Genomic DNA, 19,363 nt, shown 5'->3' on the forward strand with positions numbered 1-19,363 from the left:
TTCAATCTGTATTTAAAGCGTCTAAATTCTTTTCTGGATTCCTTCCTATGATAGGGTGCTGCTCCAATTCGATTGCTTGCCCACTAACAGGTCCTAATAAGTCTGAGAGCCAAAACACTACTGAATTGGCAACCTCAGCAGGTTCTAATAGACGTCTTGCTGGGGCATACATCGGCGAAATCAACTTATACCAATCCTCCGGAAGACCGTGCCCAACTTTCCTTTCCTGTTCTTTTTCCGTCAGCACCCATCCTACATTTAACTGATTGACTCGCACGCCAAAATCTCTATGCACACTATCTCCGACATTCCTCGTCAGCGTCATTAATGCTCCCTTAGAGATACTGTAAGCCAATAAGCTTGGCTCTCCAGCATAAGCATTAACAGAGCCAATATTAACCACAGCGCCTTTTGTTTTGGTCAGATACGGCAATGCAGACTGTATCATAGCAAAAGGAGCCAATGAATTCACTTCTAACACCTCGCGAAGCAGATCCAATGTTGTATCCTCTACATCGGACGAAACTACATAAGCAGCATTATTCACCACGCCATTGATTTTTCCAAATCTTTTAATAGTAGCTTCTATCAACTTCTGCGCAAAATTTTCTTGTATAACATCTCCTACATAGGGTTCTACACGATTTCCTCCATTTAAAAAAGCTAATGCTTCTTGTAAATTCCGTTCACTCCTTCCATGTAACATCACCTTTGCCCCTGCGTTTAAGGATGCTTTAGCTATAGCCAAGCCTATTCCGCCAAAAGCTCCTGTTACGATAATTACCTTATCCTTTAATATATTTCCCTGCATAATCTGCTATTTAAAACAATTTATTCTGGCCTCAGTACACTTTTGATAACTTCACCGTTTTTCATTTTAAGAAAGGCTTCTTCCCATTCTTCTAAAGGCCATACCCCACCTATTAATTTACTGACATCTAGCCGGCCCGTTGCCAGTAAACGGATTACTTTCTCCCACACCGGCCAATTATGGCTGAAGCTTCCTTGTAATCTCACATTTTTCTGGACAATTGGATCTAGCGAAAACCCCATAGGTTGCGGCCCCCAACCTACTTTGATGATTTGCCCATTTGGCCTGACCCAATTCATCGCGTTCTGTAATGTTATACTAATCCCGGCAGTATCAATAACGCAATCTACCCCCATCCCGTCCAGTTCTTTCGCCCAATTTCCGGCATCTCCTACAATAGCTGTCAATCCATATTCTCTCGCTGTTTGCAGCCGAGCTACGTCACTATCTAAACCAACAATAGCAACCTCAGCACCACAAAGTTGTGCAACCAAGCCGCAGAGCATTCCTATTGTTCCTGGGCCTATAACGATTACCCTATCTCCTGGCTTTATAGCAGCGTTGTTTACCACGGCATTATACGCCACACTACAAGGCTCAGTAAGACAAGCGATTTCAAAACTGAGTTGATCAGGGATGCTGTGCAGACAACGGGCAGGCACACACACATATTTAGTCATCGCTCCATTCACACCGTAACCAAACCCCTTTCTTGTTGGGTCTAAATTATAAAGTCCTACTTTTGACAAAGGATTATTCATATCGATAATAGCGGCTGTCTCACTTACTACACGATCTCCTTTTTTCCAGTTCTTTACGTTAGAACCGACCTCATGGACGACGCCTGAAAACTCATGTCCCAATACAACGGGGTAATTAACTGGCCAGCTATGGCTGGATGTCCACTGATGAAGATCACTACCGCACACACCAACATTACGAACCTCCATAATTACGGCATCAGCATCAGTAAGCAACGGTTTAGACAATTTCCTTAACTCAACAGAGCCTTTCTTGGCATCATAATTTACGACTGATAAAAACTCCATGGCTGTTTAAATTTCTTATTAACTTCTTGTGCATGTATACTAGCACATATTCTTTTCAATACACTGGTTAAATCTCTGCTGTCAGATGTCTTAAAAGAGTCCGCATCAATTGTCAAAGGTGCGCCCAACACCACTAAAGGTGCCCCGAATTGCGGACAAGATATTGCCTGTTCTATGGATAAGCCACCAACAGCCTGTACAGGAATACCGACTGCATTTACAATATCGGCTAACTGATCTAATGGACTTGGACAAGGCTGTCCTTGAGCGACTAAACCTCTACGTTCATCATAGCCTATATGATGAATTATATAATCACAGCCCAGATCTTCAAGCATCTTGGCCCCATCAACCATATTATCACAACCCAGGTTATCTCCCATGACCTTAACACCAAAGTCACGTCCTGCTTGCACGACACATTTTATTGTTTCAGGATGTGCCCTTGCCATAACAACCACATGTGTCGCCCCCGCCTTAGCCATCATCTCTGCTTCCAAATAGCCACCATCCATCGTCTTTAAATCGACGACCAATGGAGTCTTCGGAAATTCTTGACGAAGCCTCCGAACACCGTGTAAGCCCTCTGCCAACACAAGAGGCGTACCTACTTCAAGCCAGTCTACCCCTGCTTTAAGTGCTAGATGAGAGGTTTCTAAGGCTTCTTCTATATTTGTTAGATCTAAAGATATTTGAACAATTGGCTTCATTAATTTATATTGGTTTACTTAATCTAAAATTTTAACTTGAATATCTTTATACATCACTTTGGAGTTGGGGTCATGCGCCTGTATTGCAAATGTCCCTGAATCAATATACCTTCCGAAATGATCGTCTTTTCTAACCAGTTTAGCTCTATCCTCCTGCTGCGTATAAACAACAACTGTCTTGCCATCTACTTTAACAACGACATTATTATCAACTACTTTTATATACAGCTCAAACCATTTTCCATCTACAGCATATTTATCTGCTATATCTACCACATTATAAAGACTCCCCGTACGAATGGCATCTTTATGTGAGTTATTCACCTGCACCTCATAACCATAATTTGGATATCCCTTTTCCTGAAAACGTGTATGAAAATAAACCCCAGAGTTGGCGTTTTCAAATGTATTGACCTGTGCCTTAAACTCAAAATTCTTAAACTGGTGATTCGCCACATTACCTACATAATACAAATGAGACCTTGGTCCATCATGAATGATACATCCATTTTCAACCCTGAATGACGACTGACTCTCACTTGCTTGCCAGCCGCTGAGCGTTTTCCCGTCAAACAAAGATATCCATCCGTCCTGCTGTGCGGACACTCCTACATATAAAGCCACAAGAACAAGGGTTATGTAAACCCGTAATATTTTAATTCTCATATTTAAATATTTACAAAGATCCCCAACCTGCCCTATACTCTCTCTTTACAAATTCATTGGCTTCGTCATAATTCGTAATCTTCATGTTTGCACTGTCCCAACGAAGTACTTTATTACTACCTGGATAGTCAAAGCCTTTTCCGTTAGCCCGTGGTTTAGGAATGTCTGCCACTCGAATCGCTAAGTTTGCCATCAGAATAGTTTCTGTTAATGGTCCGGCAAGCTCAAAAGGTGCACTTAATTTAGCCTTCCCATATCCGGCTATCGCTCCTTCAACCCACTGCGCATAATGTCCATTTGCTCCTCCTTTAACCCGCTCATAACGTTGAGGAACTGTAACCTCATTTGTTCGTGATACAGGAATAAGACGAGGATTCGCAGCATACTCACTGGCCATCATCTTGCCTTTAGTACCGACAAATAGAATTCCACTATTACCATCTCCCATAATCTCTTCTATTTCCAAATCATCAGGTCTTGCTGGTTTAATCCCTCCATCCATCCAATGTAATTTAACATCACCTTGAGTACGGCTTGTTTTTGGAAAAGTAAGCGTTGCATAACCCGATGGAGGACAACTATCCTTGAAATACCCCCGTTTACCAAAATCAGTAAACACACTCCCTACGGTAGCCTGCACATCTGTGGGATACTTCAGATCTAAAACTGAGAATGGAGCTTCTAGCAGGTGACAACCTAAATCGCCCAGTGCACCCGTTCCATAATCCCACCAACCTCGCCAACTACCCGGAATAAGCCCGTCAACATAATCTTTATACGGTGCCGTCCCCAACCATAGATCCCAATGCAACCCTGTTGGAATCACTTTCGCTTTTTCTGGCCAAGGAATTCCCTGAGGCCATACCGGCCGATTCGTCCATGTGTATACTGTATGTACATCTCCGATTACACCAGCGTCGTACCATTCTCTAAGCTGCCGAACACCATCTCCAGAGGCACCTTGATTTCCCATTTGCGTAACTACCTTATACTTTTCTGCCGCTTCTGTCAACTTGCGGGCTTCATAAATATCATGGGTCATTGGCTTCTGCACATAAACGTGCTTCCCTAGCTGCATCGCAGCCATAGCAATAACAGCATGGCTATGGTCTGGTGTCGATACGGATACCGCATCAAAATGTTTGGATTCTTTTTCAAACATTTCACGCCAATCATGATAATACTTTGCTTTAGGGTATTTTTCTCTAGAATCCTTCGCCATACGATCATCGACGTCACATAAATAAGCTATATCCGCCTTTCCACTATCGTGAAAACTATTCAGATCACTCTTCCCCTTCCCTCCTACACCAACGCCTGCTACGACTAACTTATCACTTGGTGCTGTAAAACCTTTACCTCCCAAAACATGTCTAGGCACTATACTGATTCCGGCTAAAGCGATACCTGCTTTGCCAATAAAGTCTCTTCTTGATTGGTTTTTGATGTTTTTACTCATAATATTTAACAGTTTATATTAAAGAATACTCGCGTTTATATTAGCGTCCGGCACTTAACATCATTGAATATCAAATGCCTCCCCTCCATGCCACATATGTATATTTAATAAATAGGTTTAATTACAAGTCTAAAGTTCAATGTTTTAGGTGGATAGATTTTACATCAACTTAGCTTATTATTATAGGATATTAGCATTATTCGACATATTGAATCATCTGAACAATTGTGAAAAATAATACTAAGCATAGCCTACAATAAAAAAAGAGCTTCTTAAAATATTAGGAAGCTCTTTCAAAGGTTATACAAGAAAATAAAATCACAAACCCAAGAGTTTTTTATTCATCCCCACCTTTCTCTCCATATAAGGCCTCTTAAATCAACTATTTAATCGAGTAAAACCTCCATCAATAGCATAGTCACAACCTGTCAAAAAAGAAGCTTCATCAGAAGCAAGATATAATGCTAAAAAGGCGATTTCCTCTGGTTTAGCCATACGTCCTATAGGTTGCGTAGCTGATAGCTTTAAAAACATTTCCTCTTCCTTACCTGGATAATTACGCTTAATATAGTCATCTACAAAAGGTGTATGCACTCGCCCTGGTGAAATACAATTACAGCGTATACCATAATTAATATAATCTTTAGCAATGGATAAGGTCATTGCAACAACAGCGCCTTTCCCCGTGCTATAGGCGAAACGATCGGCTAGACCTACACTTGCTGCAACAGAAGCCATATTCAGAATCACCCCTCCCTTGCTTTTCATATGGACAATCACAGCTTTTGCAACCTGAAACATACCTTTCACATTAATTTCATAAATTTTATCCAAATCATTTTCTGTTGTTTGTTCCAAAGTGCCAATATGAGAAACCCCTGCATTGTTAACAACGATATCCAACTGATCAGACTCTTTCATAACTTGATTAATCGCACTTTCCACTTCAGATTGAATCGCTACATTACAAGGAATTGATATAACTGTTCCCTTCCCTCCTTTTTCAGCTCGATTATCGTCTTTACCTGTCGTTAAATCCAATACATATACACTAGCCCCTCTTGATACAAATAAATCAACAATAGCTTTACCAATACCACTTTGCCCTCCGGTGACAAGTGCGGTTTTCCCTTTCAAAGAAAAAATATGTTCCATAGTTCTAAAATATCTTAAGGTGCTGGGCTTACAGCTGTCCAGCCTCCGTCAACAACCAGCGTCTGCCCGTTTATATGTCTTCCACTATCACTAAGCAAAAATAAAGCTGCTGCTGCTATATCACTTGGAGAAGCGGCTCTTCCCATGGGTGTGATTTTCGCCCATATATCTTCATAATTGGGATCCTCTATGGTTCTTTCGGTCAGTGTCGCTCCAGGCGCTACGGTATTGACATTGATTCCGTAAGGTGACAGTTCTAAAACTAAATGCTTCGCTAAAACCTCTAATGCCGCCTTTGACATACCATAAGCGGCTAGATCCTTATGAGCTCTATGTCCAGTTACGGAGGAGGTAAACAAAACAGAGCCCCCTTTTCCCTGCTTGATCATTTCTTTTGCTGCTGCTTGAACAAGAAAGAAAGACCCACTTAAATTGACATCCATCACCTTATTGAAACTCTCTCGTGTATATGTTAAAAAATCATGAAAAAGTGTGATACCTGCATTGGCAACAACCAAATCAAGTGAACCCGTTTCGTTTAGCGCTCTTTGAACAATCAGATCAATTACCAAAGAATCAGATGCATTACCAGAACAACCAAAGCAAGCACCAATCTTACTTATTTCTGACACGGCCTCTTTCGTTAGGTCTTCATCAAGATCGTTTAATATCACTACTGCCCCTTCTAATGCTAATTGTCGGGCCATTTCCAACCCAATACCTTGACCAGCACCTGTTACAATAGCAGTTTTATTTACAAATCTTTTACTCATATGTATAAAATTATCTTCGATGAGCTCGAAGGCTCAGTTTGTTTTTCAATGCTCATATCGAATCACCAAAGTATTGTCATCCCTGTTTGTGCAGTCAGTACTACATAGATATTTCATACTATCTTATGCCTTATAAACAGTTAATGAGAATCTCTTGATACTTTACTACCTGATCCACCTCTTAGAAAGTCAAAGTCCGCCCCTAAGTGTGCTTGCTCCACATGATCAACATATAACTTAGTATAACCTCGATCAAAAGTATTTACCGCTAACTTCATGCTATCACGGCGTTTGCTAAGTTCTTCTTCCTCGACTAACAGCTCTAGGCGGCGTGCTGCCACATCCAAACTGATTAAATCGCCTTCAGCGACCAACGCCAATGTCCCTCCTGCTGCTGCTTCTGGCGAAACATGTAGAACCACAGTTCCAAAGCCCGTACCACTCATTCGCCCATCTGAAATACGAACCATATCTGTCACACCTTGATCTAATAACTTCTTCGGGATCCCCATATTTCCAACCTCGGGCATTCCAGGATAGCCTTTTGGCCCAACATTCTTAAGCACAAGCACAGAGCTTTCATCAACCTCGAGATGAGGGTCATCGATCCTTTTTCTATAATCTTCAATATCTTCAAAAACAACTGCTTTACCCGTATGTTGCATTAGTTTTATAGAAGCTGCTGATGGTTTCAAAACAGCTCCTTTCTCACATAGATTTCCCTTTAAGATAACAATACCCGACAGCGTATTGAAAGGTTCATCAGCCGTAGAGACTACAGCATTATTTAAGCTTTTACGGTTTTCTATATTCTCACCTAAGGTCTTACCGTTAACTGTCAATACATCAAGATGTAGGTATTTCTTAATAGCATCCATCACTACAGGTATTCCTCCCGCATAATATAGATCCTCCATAAAATACTGACCAGAGGGCTGTAAGTTTGCCACTAAAGGGACGTCTCTTGATAAGATATCGAAGTCCTCCAAGTCAAGTTCTACACCGATACGACCAGCAATAGCCATAAGGTGAATGGCAAAATTTGTCGAACCCCCAATCGCAGCATTAACCCGAATGGCATTCTCAAATGCCTCTCGCTTTAAAATATCAGATAGTTTAACATCGTCTAGAACCATCTCAACGATTCGACGACCCGAAAGTTGAGCCAGCACCTTCCGATGCGCATCAACTGCTGGAATAGCAGCGTTACCAGGTAGCGAGAGTCCTAGAGCTTCTACCATACTAGCCATAGATGATGCCGTTCCCATGACCGCACAATGCCCGCTACTTCTGCACATACCTGCTTCCGCCAGATTCATTTCTTCTTCGGAGAGCAGTCCTTTTCTAGCATCTTCAGAGAAACGCCATAAATCACTCGTACCAATATCTTTCCCATTAAATTTACCTGTCAACATAGGCCCCCCAGAGACTACCATCGTCGGTATATCAACACTACACGCGCCCATCACCAACGAAGGCGTTGTTTTGTCACAACCACATAATAAGATCACTCCATCAAGCGGATTAGCTCGTATAGACTCCTCAACATCCATACTAGCCAAGTTTCTAAACAGCATAGTCGTTGGCTTCATCAATGTTTCGCCAAGGGACATCACGGGAAATTCTAAAGGGAAACCTCCAGCTTCGATAACGCCACGCTTAACGGACTCGGCAAGGTCTCGGAAGTGAGCATTACAAGGAGTTAACTCTGACCACGTATTACAGATGCCAATAACAGGCTTATTCTTAAACATGTCGGCGGGTATCCCTTGATTCTTCATCCATGCTCTATAGATAAAACCATCCTTGCCTTTCCTCTCAAACCATTCACTACTTCTTAGCTTCATAAAAATAAGGTTTAATAAGTTTATATTTTATTGGGCCACCTACAGGAACTATTCTTTAAAAGAACCTAAAAGCTATCGCTTACTATCTGTTTTTTAATTGGTGTAATAACAAGATCCCGTCTTTCAGATCACTAAAATTATCATCCCAATCGTGTTCGCATTCGACAAAAATAAATCCTTCGTATTCTTGTCTATAGAGTTCGTCCATTACTGCGCTATAGTCAATTACACCATCGCCCATTCTGACATCTTCGGCTTCAATATTACCAAATGTGTCCAAATCTTTTGCATGAACACTCACGATATGTCCCTCTAACTTTTGTAAGCATTCGACAGGATCAAGTCCACTTCTAACCCAATGACCTAAGTCTGCACACACCTTAAAGTTATCCCTACCATCTAATGCGTGTAAAACCGAATCGGGATGCCAAAAACGACTATGCCCTTTTGCATGCTCGTGTATGGCTAATTTCATAGCATACTTCCCTGCCAAATCGTTGAGCTCATCCCAAAGTTCTGGCTCAGGCTCCCCAACTAAAAATTGCATACCTAGCTGTTGCCCCTTCTTAAACAAAGCTTCCCAATCTGCGAGCGTTTTCCCATCTGCATACATCGAAACCATCTCCATCTGATTCCTGTTCAACATGCTGTGTACCTTTTCAATTTCACTATCATTAAGTTCTGAAACAGCTCTGTCTCCAAACTCACCTCCTATACGATGAAAGAAAAAACCTTCTATATAATTAACACCCGTAAGCTTCGCTTTCTCCACAGCTTCATCTAAGGAAAACCTATTAAACGAGTACAAAGCGACACCAATTTTAGGGCTCTTCGCATCATCTTTTTGAAAGCCACAGGAAGCAAAAAACAATCCTATACACACTGATAACACTACAATCCAAAAATATCTTAACTTCATCTCACTAATTATTTATTCTAAACAACTGTATCGATCGAACATCCATAAAGTGGCCTTTATCATTACTATTAGTTGGCACAACGATAACCTTGTGATTTCCTGCAGGCAAAGACACCTCCCCTATTTTTTCACGTCGAAAAGTCTCCCATGAACCTGATGTCTGAATTTTATGCACAATTTTATTCCCGCCAATATGAACACTCACCTCTTTACCAGCCTCTTCATCCGATATAGACCACTCTAACATCACCTTATAGCTTGCGGACTCAGGAACACTAATATTCCATACAACGGAATCCTGACTTGTCCACCACCCATAGGCTTTCCAGTCGGGCATATACTCAATTTTTGGTCCATAGCCCCTTCCTAATGAAGCCTTCAGGTTTAGAGTACCTGCCACATTCTCTATTACAGGTAAAGGATCGGACTTTACTAAACGGCCATTAGTTCGTGTCGTTTCTACATAGCGTGCGACCTCTCCAACAGGCGCAGCCCATATGTCTGAATTATCATTGATATAAGTACATAACTTCTCTAAAAAATCTAATCTTGTCGTTTGACCATTTTTTTGAGGTCCAGTATCATGCCCAACTAAAACAAGCCATAAATTGTTGTCACGCGCATAATTAATCATGGGCATGATATCCTCAAAAGCTATGTCATCCATTTTTATTCCATTAACCTCTGCTAAATCTGCATAAAGAGGATCAACAGGGGCTTCATTCAACCAACCGCGCCCGGCAGTAAACAACTCTGCTATTAGAGGTACATAACTTTTTTTACCCTCTCCCTTCCCCACAAAAGTTTGTCCACAGGTATAAGCAAAGCTAACAGGAGTTACGCCTAATAAGTCCTTAATCTGTCTATTAGCATCAGTTAACTCTTTCCTCATACTGGTCAATGTATAAGACTCTAAAGAATTACTTCTCGACCATATAAAGTTCTCACTACACGGATGCACCAGTGTGTGATTTCCCATTTCATGTCCTTTTGCAACCGCATCTTTCCACCCAGAAAGATTCTTTTCTACAATAGACGGATGCACATAAAATGTTGCCTGTATGCCATGCTTATTAAAAAGAGGAATACCATGTTCTAGATTTGACAACCTTGAGTCATCAAAAGACAAACTAATTGCAAATTTTTTACCTTCAGGCCAAGGAAACTTTTCCTGACCTATCAATAAATTAGAAGATAAAAGGAGTAACCATACAACTGATATCCGTAATATCATAACATCAAACACATGAAAAAACAAATTCATAATCAATCTTTATAAAATACCACAAATTACCAAGCTCTTTCTGTTGCACATCCATCATATCTTCCTGGCACTAAATTAAACTTCATGAAAACCGATGTGCCAACTTCAGAGCTCGAAAATGCTGAAACAATCAGCTTTTTATACCTGACATAAAATTCATGCTTCTCTGATTCTAGTATTTGGGTCGCTGACATCCATTCGTCAACAGAACTTTTCGCAAAATTCCCACCCAATTCTTCATAATAAAAAGAACGCAAACTCTTTAAATACCCCACATTTTCCTTTTGCTCTTCATCACTTAAACAATCATTATGAATCAGAACAATAAAAGAACCGACATCAGCCTCCCTCCCTCCAGGTGTATCTGTAGCAGGGATAATGATCTCAGCTAACTCATTCAAAAAAAATGCATCCTCAGCTGTAAGCAAAAACCCCTCATTGCTATCGTTGTTTTGCGTACAAGACACTGTAGAAATCAACCCTCCAACATTTAACGTAGCAAGTCCTAAAAACCACGTATTCAACTCAATAAATTTCCTGCGCTCCATAATTATAAGTTTAGTTTTTTCATTTCACTGACAGCATAGTCCACTGCTCTAGCTGTTAATGCCATATAAGTTATTGAAGGTCCAGGAGTAGTACCTGACGAACTCATAGCTGCAGCATCTGTTATAAACACATTAGGCACCTCATGCATTTGATTCCATTTATTCAGAACTGATGTTTTGGGATCTCGGCCCATCCTTGCTGTACCCGATTCATGGATACATTCTCCAGGAAGCTTCTCATTCAGATATGTACTTACATTTTTCAATCCTCCCGCCTCCAAAATTTCAGCTGCTGCGACCTGCATATCCGCTAACATTGCATACTCATTTTCCCTAAACTCACAATTAATATTAATAATGGGCATACCGAAGCGATCTTTCTTGTCTCTATCAAGAAAAATATGATTTTCATTATAAGGTAAATGTTCTCCAAAACCAGTAATGCCCATTGACCAATTTTCTGAAGGGTCTAGCAACGCTTCTTTAAAACCTCTTCCAAATCCAGAAGACGCACCTTTTCTCCATCTACCCGCTCCCCCCTGAAAAGTATAGCCTCTCAAGAAGTCTTTATGTTTAGTCGCTTCGTTTAAGTTTCTAAATCGCGGAACAAAGATCCCTGTTGGTCGATTGCCGAAAGTAAATTTATCCTCAAAGCCCTCAAAATGTCCCGAAGCACCTCCACCGTAGGGCATATCCATCAAATTTCTCCCGATTTGTCCACTAGTATTGCCGAGTCCTTCGGGGAAAGCCTCTGAAATTGAATTTAATAATATTGCAGCGGTATTAATAGCAGAAGAATTCAAGAAAATAATATTTGCAAAAAACTCTTCCGAAACCAACGTTTCTGTATCCACAATTCGTACACCTATAGCCTTTTTTTTCTCTTTATCATATAGTATTTCCTGCACCATAGAGTAAGGCCTTAACGTCATGTTACCCGTTGCTGCTGCAGCAGGCAAAGTTGCTGCATTACTAGAAAAATACCCCCCTAATGAACAAGCATGCCCTGAATCACAACTCCCCTTATATTGACATGGACCACGGCTACCAATCTTTTGCGTTAGGTTTGCAGAACGGCCATGAATAATCATTCTTCCGTCAGCAAACTTTCCCTTTATACGCTTCGCAACTTCGGCTTCTACACAGTTCATAGGCATTGGTGGAAGAAAATTACCATCTGGCAAGTGGGGAAGCCCTTCTTTTGTTCCCGTTATTCCCACAAAAGACTCCACATAACTATACCAGGGCGCAATATCTTCATAACGAATAGGCCAGTCTACTCCATAACCATCCTTCAAATTAGCTTCAAAATCCCATTGACTTCTCCGGTAACTCTGTCTCCCCCAAATCAAACTTTTTCCACCAACTTGATTCCCCCTAACCCACTCAAAAGGTTTTACTTGCTCATAAGGCTGATCAGTATCTCGGATAAAATACTTTTGAGACCGTTCATTATAATTGTATACTTTACTTTGAATAGGATTATTTTCCCGAACTTCTCTTGTTACCCAACCCCGATAAGGTAACTCCCAAGGAGATTTAAGATCATCATAGTCGGCAACATGTCTCACGTCTCTACCCCGATCTAAGACAAGTGTTTTCAGTCCCTTCTCGCACAGCTCTTTGGCTGCCCAACCTCCACTTATACCTGTACCTATTACAATAGCATCATATGTGTATGTTTTCATCTGTTTATAATTATATGTGGGTTAATGTTTTATTTTCTACCAAGACTTCATGTTTCCATCAAAATAATCAATAACTGATTGTATTAATGTATCACCTGCCCCCATCTCAAACGGTGTCACTATTGTCTCGTATCCACCCTTGGGAATCTCTTCATCTGTCATCAGATAACCTAGCCAGCCGTTTGTATATCCATAATAAAAAGTATAGGGAAAAGGAGAACGGTCGCGGATTTCATTAGAAATCTCACAAAAAAGTTCTAGCGGGGCACTATACTGATTCCGACTAAAGCGATACCTGCTTTGCCAATAAAGTCTCTTCTTGATTGGTTTTTGATGTTTTTACTCATAATATTTAACAGTTTATATTAAAGAATACTCGCGTTTATATAAGCGTCCGGCACTTAATATCATTGAATATCAAATGCCTTCCCTCTATACCACATATGTATATTTAATAAATAGGTTTAATTACAAGTTTAAAGTTCAATGTTTTACGCGGGTAGATTTTACATCAACTTAGCTTATTATTATAGGATATTAGCATTATTCGACATATTAAATCATCTGAACAATTGTGAAAAATAATACTAAGCATAGCCTACAATAAAAAAGAGCTTCTTAAAATATTATTTAATAATAGAAACTAGACACATTTATAATAACGAAAAAGGAGCAACTTCATTCAGATGCTCCTTTAATTTCTTACCTATCCAAAGGCTGATAACTCCACAAATCTACCCCATTTCGGAAATATATTTTTTCATCTTTTCCCAATAGAATCAGGGAAGCGTTGTCCCTAATTTTTTCGAGTTTTTTAGCCACCGCATCAAAACTATAAAGGCGGTCTGCTAAAGTAAAATATATCAGACCATTCGGATGATAAACTCCCATTCCGTTTCTCCAGATATGACTAGGATACTTCGCATATTCATACACCTTCAAAGTATATAGAACTTCCCTTCTATCAATATCATATTCAAATAATGTACCGTCTGCAAATCCCCAAACATTACCATTCGGTCCTCTAAAAAGCCCCGATATTGACCAATAATCCGATATACTATCTGTCCACAATACTTTTTTCAAATGAGGATCCCATTCAAAAATCTTGCCTTTCTTTTCTGTCGGGTATATACCTAGACCACCGGAAATAGACGTACCTCCAATTATTTTCCCCTCATTATTAAGAAGTGATACGATAGACTGGTTATGAATAATATTTTGAAAAATTTCTACAGAGTCATTAATAGTATTTAAATGAGTAATAGCACCTCCCAACTTTCCATATGGAGGCACCGTACCAAATAGGACCTCCTTGTTTTTTTTACGAATAGCAAGAGCGAATGGCCTATCTTGACCAGAAATCTCTCCGATAAACTTAGGATTCTCCTTCCCGATCTCCCAAGGCTTATTGACATCATACGAGTACATCCGTGCTTTGGTATATATTCCAAAGTACATCTTTCCATCCATAGCGGTCATACCTTCTGTTTGATGCAAGCCTGGATATTCTTTATGTTCGTGGGTATAGGGATCAAAAGTACCGTGTTGACCAGCAAGATATCCAGCACTCCAAATTTTATCGTCTGGCCCCCAGAAGATAGATTGTATTAAAATAGGTGAGTTTGGAACATCCAACTCTTTCACGGCTGCAGTTCTCTGATCTACATCAACCAAATATACATTCTTACTGTTAGTAAATACCCGATATTTCCCTGGTCCTACCCATTCGCCGGCTTTACCTACTCCCTTGATCTTTACTAATTCAACAGGTTCAAGATTAGAATCTTCAAAGTCGAGTTCGAATACTCTTGATCTAGCTGTATAATAAACCTTATTGGTATGAGGAGCTTTGACAATTGACTTTATATCAATAGCTGGCAACTTTAAAACTATTTGATCTTTTTGAATACTATATACAAAAGACTTTATCGTCTTATTGCTATTTATGAAACCAAAGATCAAATCATCACCATTAACATCATAAACTATTTCCAAATCATAGACAAACTCTTCTAAATCCTCTTCATCTATAAGTAGACTAACCTTTTCTTGTGAAGCAGGGTCAAGCTTAATAAACTTCGCATTAGATCCAGTACCAGCATATATATGTTTATCTTTCTTATTAAAAATCAGACTTCTTGTATATTTTTCTCCAGTGTAAATAGGACCGTTGGAGACTTCGGTAAACCCATCATTTGGCCCATACTTAAACACAAGTGCATCTGGATAAGTTCCACCATATATTTCACCATCTATTCCCGGATGCAAATCCCACACGACATTCTGATTGGGCAAAACTTTGCCTAGGTCTTTCAACGTATTATCTGCTACGTCAAATGCATAGATTTTCCCGTTACCGGCAATGTACAAGATATTATCTGTTGTTAATGTCATGTCCCATGAACCATCTGTGCCCACAAGAGCTGTGTCTAAGACCTTAACACCGCTTTGTATATCATAGCCTAAGAGTCTAGCTGGCATACCACGAACGACGGTGAATAAAAACTCCTTGCCAGCCTTATCTTTTACAAAATGACTCGCTTGAACAGCTTGTGCAAACACTTGCGGTCCATGATTCTGGAATTGTGCGTAACTATGCTCTATACATGAAAATAGTAATAACAGCGCGAAGTATAGTTTGGTAAAATATTTTAAAACTCTATTGATCTGCTCTTTCATTACTTTTTAGATTCTGTAAAATACACGGCGTTAATAATTGCATTGGTTTTTTCCTCTGGTTCTGTGGCTTTAAAGTATATATACAGTTTACCTGATTTATCTGGTTTCAAATATGTCAGTTCTGTCATTTGGGTCTTATTAATACCCGGAGACACCAGCCTATTTATAACATTCCCTTCACTAATAGCATAAAGCTCAAAGGGGCTTTGATCGTCTTCAGTAGCAGAAAAAAAGGATAGATCATAATTCTTCTCTGCATTTAGATTTCCAATCTCTATAAACGGTCTGCCTTTTTCTTCGCCCTGCAACTCGACCAAAAAATAGGATTGTGAAACTTCTCTTGGCATTTTCACTGGAGTAGCAGTTCTCTTTGGACCATTTGCAGATCGCAAGGTAAAATCGTCTACTAATTTCAAATAAACTTTTGTTTTGCTGTTGTTATTATCGACCAATCCTGACAACATGGTATTATTTCTTTCAAATAAAAATGAGTTCCAGCCTGGCATCACTAAGTCTGCTCCAAAGTTTATTCGAATGGTATCGAAGTTGTTCTCTTCATTTTCTGACCAAGTAACTTCTATTGGACTCACCCCAAAGGGTTTTTTAACCGCCTGCAATGCAGCTTCTTTAGCTAATAAAGCCTGACTATTACTAAGATTAAAAGGTTTAAATTTATTCTGGCTTAAATCTCCAAAAACAGCCTCATACCAAGTACTCGCCGCTGTAAATCTTCCTATCCGTAAATCTAAGTGATAACCTTCACGAGTAAAATTATCGCCTATAGAACTGCTTCTTCCATTTTGTATTGCGGTACCTGTTGGAATAATAAAATCGATCGGGATTATAGTAGCGACCTGTTTGCTTACATCTGCTATTTTAGTATACATTACTTCTTGATCCTTATTGTATCTTTCAAAATTTTTTGTTGTAGCATTTTGCGCATATGCCCAGGTTTGATGAAAGGCGTATTTAACTGTTGGAACAGGGTAGTTTTCTTTTACATACTCGAATAGCTTGGGAAGATCTCGTTGTACAGACTCTATATCTCCTGACAGAATACTACTTTGCTGAAAGCAAATGATATCCCAATTTTCATCATTCAAAGCTGTTAGGATAGAGGTTTTAAGTTGATTAGATTTTGCTCCATCTATCATTGTCTTTCTATAATCATAGATTGCATTATTCTCTATCGCGTTTTTCAAATGAAAATCTAAAGGAGCTCCTCCTCTAAATAAATTGCCGATGACCATCGGCTTCCCATTCTCTTTGGCAAGATCATGCAGGTAGTACTCTACACCATCATCTGAAAAACTATTGCCTATAACTAAAACCTTGGTCACACCATCATCTAACGGATCGGCAATCTGAAGAGTATAGTTTTCTAGATCAATTTTACCGACTCCAATAGCTTTATAATGACTTTGCTTATTTTCAATGGGAGCCAAAACTGCATTCTTAGTACGTTTCACATAACTTTCTTCTTTAATATCAAGAAGAACAGTATCACCTAAAAAAATCAACTTCGCAGAGTTCTGCGCTTTTACACCTGCTATTAGTAGCCCCATAACAAAATAGAGGCTGCTAATAGTTTTTAAATACTTCATATATGTATAACTTGTTTTTCAATTGCCATATGAAATATCCAAACCAACTGTAACGAACTCATGTAATAATTATATTCATGTGTGTTTTTTCAGCTAGTACTACATGGATATTTCATATGTATTTAGTACTAAATTCTAACTAATGCACTTGTCTCCAAACTACCGCATCAGCAATTACTCGGCCTGCAGATTGATCAGCGTGAACTTTAACATAAGGAGTTGAACGCTCAGGAATAGTGTAGTCTCCTAAGCTTATCCATTCACCCGAGGAAAGCCCAAGAGATTTAATTTCTGATTTCTTAACTATAACATGGTGATTATTCATTCCATCAAATATTTCAAATGAAAGATCTTCTGCCAATGTATTATCATTAGCTATATAAAAATGAATATCATATTTGCCAGATTCCTGAACATTGGTTAAAAATTTTACATATGCATCTTTGTTGTGGGTATCCCTAACAAGTTTGTCTCGAACATATCCTCCCCTCACAGATTTCCAATCGCCAACCACCTCCACATTATCACTATCTAAATTATCCACTAAAATTTCTGGCGATTTGCCATTTACAAGTGGATCCTCTTTTAACTGTCGAATCAACTTATTTACATCTATGTTTTGGACAGATTGGCCTTCATCGATCGCTTGACAAGCAGCGGTAGCGGCAGATTGGCCTAAAACCATAAAGACGGGCTCCATCCTAATAGATCCAAAAGCAATATGAGAGGCAGACATGCAAACAGGCACGAGTAGGTTTTCACACTCTTCCTGACTAGGTGTTATCGCTCTATAAGATATAGGATATGGAGCTGGAACAGGTTTCTGAACATCTCCTTCATTTTTCACCATTCCATTTACCACAATTCTTTGAATATTGTGCGAATCCATCTGATAAGCAGCCATCGCAATAGGGTCATCAATAACCTCAACACCCTCGCAATGACGTTGTGTCATTACGGTTCTTCCTACCATACGCCTTGCTTCTCTAACATACAGTTGATTAGAAAATCCATTCGCTTCCAAAAACTCGTCTTTACAATATCCCCAAGACTTCATTTCTTCTCGTATATGAGAAGGCACTCGGGTATCATGACTTAAAAAATATAAAAGCCCTTTTGTATAATCCTCGTGTTTCTTCCAAATAACCTCTCTGGTTGCAAAATCACCTTCCGGATAATCGTAGTTTTCTCCAATCATATCTGTTGAAAACGCACCAAAGTTATTGAAGTCCGTTTTCCCATTTGGCATAAATTTGATCAAAAATCCACCTGAGTGCTTATAATCGAGCTTACCGCCTTCTACTGTATCGATCGTAAGATTGCTAAATATTGTCGTCCATTTTTCTTTTTCTATTTGCCTTAACAGCAACTCGTAATGTTCGGCATTATAAACATTTGGTTTCTCAAATGGAATTTGGTTATTCCTGTCCTGCGTTAATGTCAATCTGAAATTATAGGCTTGAATCTTATGGTCTCCAGAGCCTTCTGGAGCTAACTCTTCATCTGAAATTCCCCACAACAAACCACTCTCGGGTTTGCCTGGAATTTTATAAGGGTCAATTCCATCGGGAAACTGATGTATCTCCTGTAATTGGACTCCGTTTTGTGTTTCGCCATATAAACTGTTCGGCTCTCTTCCGACCGCATAGCTGACACCAGACATAGCCATTAAATCGCCTTCGTATGTACAGTCAATAAACATCTGAGCCCTGATTTTCATCACTTTTGACTTATCAGCAGTACTCTTAACGACAATCTCCTTTATACGTCCAGATTCTTTGATTACACTATCTAGTATATAGTTCTTTTCAATTCGTAAATTAGATTCATTGATATAATCATTAAATACTTTACTCGCAACATGTGGCTCAAAGGTCCATTGCTCAAATTGACCATAATAACTTCCTACTCGTCTATAAAAATCTCTAGCCAAACCTGTTATAGCGAACTTGTTTCCGATATCTGTCGCTCCTAGCCCTCCTGTAGTTAATCCCCCAAGATAATTTCTTGGTTCAATAACGATGGTTTCTTTTCCCAAATTGACAGCGGTATATCCAGAAATAATACCAGAGGAATTCCCACCATAAACACAGACATCAACCTCAATGACCTGATAATCTTTGGAACTTTTACAGCCAACAAGAAATAAAATTGCCAAATAAATTAAAAGTATCTTTTTCATAACTAA

At 39.4% G+C, this 19,363-nt stretch carries 17 protein-coding genes; all 17 read right to left on the reverse strand.

Going from position 1 to position 19,363, the window contains the following annotated elements:
• Window position 1: 1 nt before the first annotated feature.
• Window positions 2-811 carry an SDR family NAD(P)-dependent oxidoreductase gene (locus ORI89_RS01960; RefSeq protein WP_268228741.1) on the reverse strand — a complete coding sequence of 270 codons (810 nt, stop codon included), beginning with the start codon at window positions 809-811 and terminating at the stop codon, window positions 2-4.
• Window positions 812-831: 20 nt separating this feature from the next.
• Entirely contained in the window at window positions 832-1,860 is a 1,029-nt protein-coding gene (locus ORI89_RS01965; protein ID WP_268228742.1) for a zinc-binding dehydrogenase, read from the reverse strand.
• Window positions 1,839-2,570 carry an orotidine 5'-phosphate decarboxylase / HUMPS family protein gene (locus ORI89_RS01970; protein ID WP_268228743.1) on the reverse strand — a complete coding sequence of 244 codons (732 nt, stop codon included), beginning with the start codon at window positions 2,568-2,570 and terminating at the stop codon, window positions 1,839-1,841. The genes ORI89_RS01965 and ORI89_RS01970 overlap by 22 nt, the downstream gene beginning before the upstream one ends.
• 18 nt (window positions 2,571-2,588) lie before the next feature.
• A complete protein-coding gene (locus ORI89_RS01975) occupies window positions 2,589-3,236 on the reverse strand; it encodes a 3-keto-disaccharide hydrolase (protein WP_268228744.1) in 648 nt (215 codons plus the stop codon).
• A gap of 10 nt (window positions 3,237-3,246) precedes the next feature.
• Window positions 3,247-4,695 carry a Gfo/Idh/MocA family protein gene (locus ORI89_RS01980; RefSeq protein WP_268228745.1) on the reverse strand — a complete coding sequence of 483 codons (1,449 nt, stop codon included), beginning with the start codon at window positions 4,693-4,695 and terminating at the stop codon, window positions 3,247-3,249.
• A gap of 378 nt (window positions 4,696-5,073) precedes the next feature.
• Window positions 5,074-5,841, reverse strand: coding sequence for an SDR family NAD(P)-dependent oxidoreductase (locus ORI89_RS01985; RefSeq protein ID WP_268229121.1), 768 nt, complete (start codon window positions 5,839-5,841; stop codon window positions 5,074-5,076).
• A gap of 23 nt (window positions 5,842-5,864) precedes the next feature.
• A complete protein-coding gene (locus tag ORI89_RS01990; RefSeq protein ID WP_268228746.1) occupies window positions 5,865-6,623 on the reverse strand; it encodes an SDR family NAD(P)-dependent oxidoreductase in 759 nt (252 codons plus the stop codon).
• 140 nt (window positions 6,624-6,763) lie between these two features.
• Window positions 6,764-8,470 carry an IlvD/Edd family dehydratase gene (locus ORI89_RS01995; protein WP_268228747.1) on the reverse strand — a complete coding sequence of 569 codons (1,707 nt, stop codon included), beginning with the start codon at window positions 8,468-8,470 and terminating at the stop codon, window positions 6,764-6,766.
• Between the two features lie 82 nt (window positions 8,471-8,552).
• Window positions 8,553-9,389 (reverse strand): sugar phosphate isomerase/epimerase family protein, encoded by an 837-nt coding sequence (locus tag ORI89_RS02000; RefSeq protein ID WP_268228748.1) that lies wholly within the window; start codon window positions 9,387-9,389, stop codon window positions 8,553-8,555.
• A 4-nt stretch (window positions 9,390-9,393) separates the two neighbouring features.
• Window positions 9,394-10,653 (reverse strand): polysaccharide deacetylase family protein, encoded by a 1,260-nt coding sequence (locus ORI89_RS02005; RefSeq protein WP_268228749.1) that lies wholly within the window; start codon window positions 10,651-10,653, stop codon window positions 9,394-9,396.
• A 26-nt stretch (window positions 10,654-10,679) separates the two neighbouring features.
• Complete coding sequence (locus tag ORI89_RS02010; RefSeq protein WP_268228750.1) at window positions 10,680-11,201, reverse strand: gluconate 2-dehydrogenase subunit 3 family protein; 522 nt, start codon at window positions 11,199-11,201, stop codon at window positions 10,680-10,682.
• Window positions 11,202-11,203: 2 nt separating this feature from the next.
• The gene (locus ORI89_RS02015) at window positions 11,204-12,889 is read right to left on the reverse strand and encodes a GMC oxidoreductase (RefSeq protein ID WP_268228751.1); all 1,686 of its coding nucleotides are present in this window, start codon (window positions 12,887-12,889) and stop codon (window positions 11,204-11,206) included.
• A 36-nt stretch (window positions 12,890-12,925) separates the two neighbouring features.
• Window positions 12,926-13,051 carry a hypothetical protein gene (locus tag ORI89_RS02020; RefSeq protein WP_268228752.1) on the reverse strand — a complete coding sequence of 42 codons (126 nt, stop codon included), beginning with the start codon at window positions 13,049-13,051 and terminating at the stop codon, window positions 12,926-12,928.
• A gap of 95 nt (window positions 13,052-13,146) precedes the next feature.
• The gene (locus ORI89_RS02025) at window positions 13,147-13,236 is read right to left on the reverse strand and encodes a twin-arginine translocation signal domain-containing protein (protein WP_268228753.1); all 90 of its coding nucleotides are present in this window, start codon (window positions 13,234-13,236) and stop codon (window positions 13,147-13,149) included.
• 355 nt (window positions 13,237-13,591) lie between these two features.
• Entirely contained in the window at window positions 13,592-15,571 is a 1,980-nt protein-coding gene (locus ORI89_RS02030; protein ID WP_268228754.1) for a hypothetical protein, read from the reverse strand.
• A complete protein-coding gene (locus tag ORI89_RS02035; RefSeq protein ID WP_268228755.1) occupies window positions 15,571-17,175 on the reverse strand; it encodes a DUF4886 domain-containing protein in 1,605 nt (534 codons plus the stop codon). The genes ORI89_RS02030 and ORI89_RS02035 overlap by 1 nt, the downstream gene beginning before the upstream one ends.
• A 139-nt stretch (window positions 17,176-17,314) precedes the next feature.
• On the reverse strand, window positions 17,315-19,357 hold the full coding sequence (locus ORI89_RS02040) for an FAD-dependent oxidoreductase (RefSeq protein ID WP_268228756.1): 2,043 nt from the start codon (window positions 19,355-19,357) through the stop codon (window positions 17,315-17,317).
• Window positions 19,358-19,363: the final 6 nt, after the last annotated feature.

The organism is Sphingobacterium sp. UT-1RO-CII-1, from assembly GCF_026711005.1.
In the GTDB taxonomy this organism is placed as follows: Bacteria; Bacteroidota; Bacteroidia; order Sphingobacteriales; family Sphingobacteriaceae; genus Sphingobacterium.

Bases quoted from the DNA above. Each gene is read 5' to 3' on its own strand.
- ORI89_RS01995 (WP_268228747.1), bottom strand. From the start codon at position 8,470: ATGAAGCTAAGAAGTAGTGAATGGTTTGAGAGGAAAGGCAAGGATGGT.
- ORI89_RS01965 (WP_268228742.1), bottom strand. From the start codon at position 1,860: ATGGAGTTTTTATCAGTCGTAAATTATGATGCCAAGAAAGGCTCTGTT.
- ORI89_RS01970 (WP_268228743.1), bottom strand. From the start codon at position 2,570: ATGAAGCCAATTGTTCAAATATCTTTAGATCTAACAAATATAGAAGAA.
- ORI89_RS02035 (WP_268228755.1), bottom strand. From the start codon at position 17,175: ATGAAGTATTTAAAAACTATTAGCAGCCTCTATTTTGTTATGGGGCTA.
- ORI89_RS02015 (WP_268228751.1), bottom strand. From the start codon at position 12,889: ATGAAAACATACACATATGATGCTATTGTAATAGGTACAGGTATAAGT.
- ORI89_RS01980 (WP_268228745.1), bottom strand. From the start codon at position 4,695: ATGAGTAAAAACATCAAAAACCAATCAAGAAGAGACTTTATTGGCAAA.
- ORI89_RS01960 (WP_268228741.1), bottom strand. From the start codon at position 811: ATGCAGGGAAATATATTAAAGGATAAGGTAATTATCGTAACAGGAGCT.
- ORI89_RS02025 (WP_268228753.1), bottom strand. From the start codon at position 13,236: ATGAGTAAAAACATCAAAAACCAATCAAGAAGAGACTTTATTGGCAAA.
- ORI89_RS02020 (WP_268228752.1), bottom strand. From the start codon at position 13,051: ATGACAGATGAAGAGATTCCCAAGGGTGGATACGAGACAATAGTGACA.
- ORI89_RS02040 (WP_268228756.1), bottom strand. From the start codon at position 19,357: ATGAAAAAGATACTTTTAATTTATTTGGCAATTTTATTTCTTGTTGGC.
- ORI89_RS01975 (WP_268228744.1), bottom strand. From the start codon at position 3,236: ATGAGAATTAAAATATTACGGGTTTACATAACCCTTGTTCTTGTGGCT.
- ORI89_RS02010 (WP_268228750.1), bottom strand. From the start codon at position 11,201: ATGGAGCGCAGGAAATTTATTGAGTTGAATACGTGGTTTTTAGGACTT.
- ORI89_RS02030 (WP_268228754.1), bottom strand. From the start codon at position 15,571: ATGAAAGAGCAGATCAATAGAGTTTTAAAATATTTTACCAAACTATAC.
- ORI89_RS02005 (WP_268228749.1), bottom strand. From the start codon at position 10,653: ATGAATTTGTTTTTTCATGTGTTTGATGTTATGATATTACGGATATCA.
- ORI89_RS02000 (WP_268228748.1), bottom strand. From the start codon at position 9,389: ATGAAGTTAAGATATTTTTGGATTGTAGTGTTATCAGTGTGTATAGGA.
- ORI89_RS01990 (WP_268228746.1), bottom strand. From the start codon at position 6,623: ATGAGTAAAAGATTTGTAAATAAAACTGCTATTGTAACAGGTGCTGGT.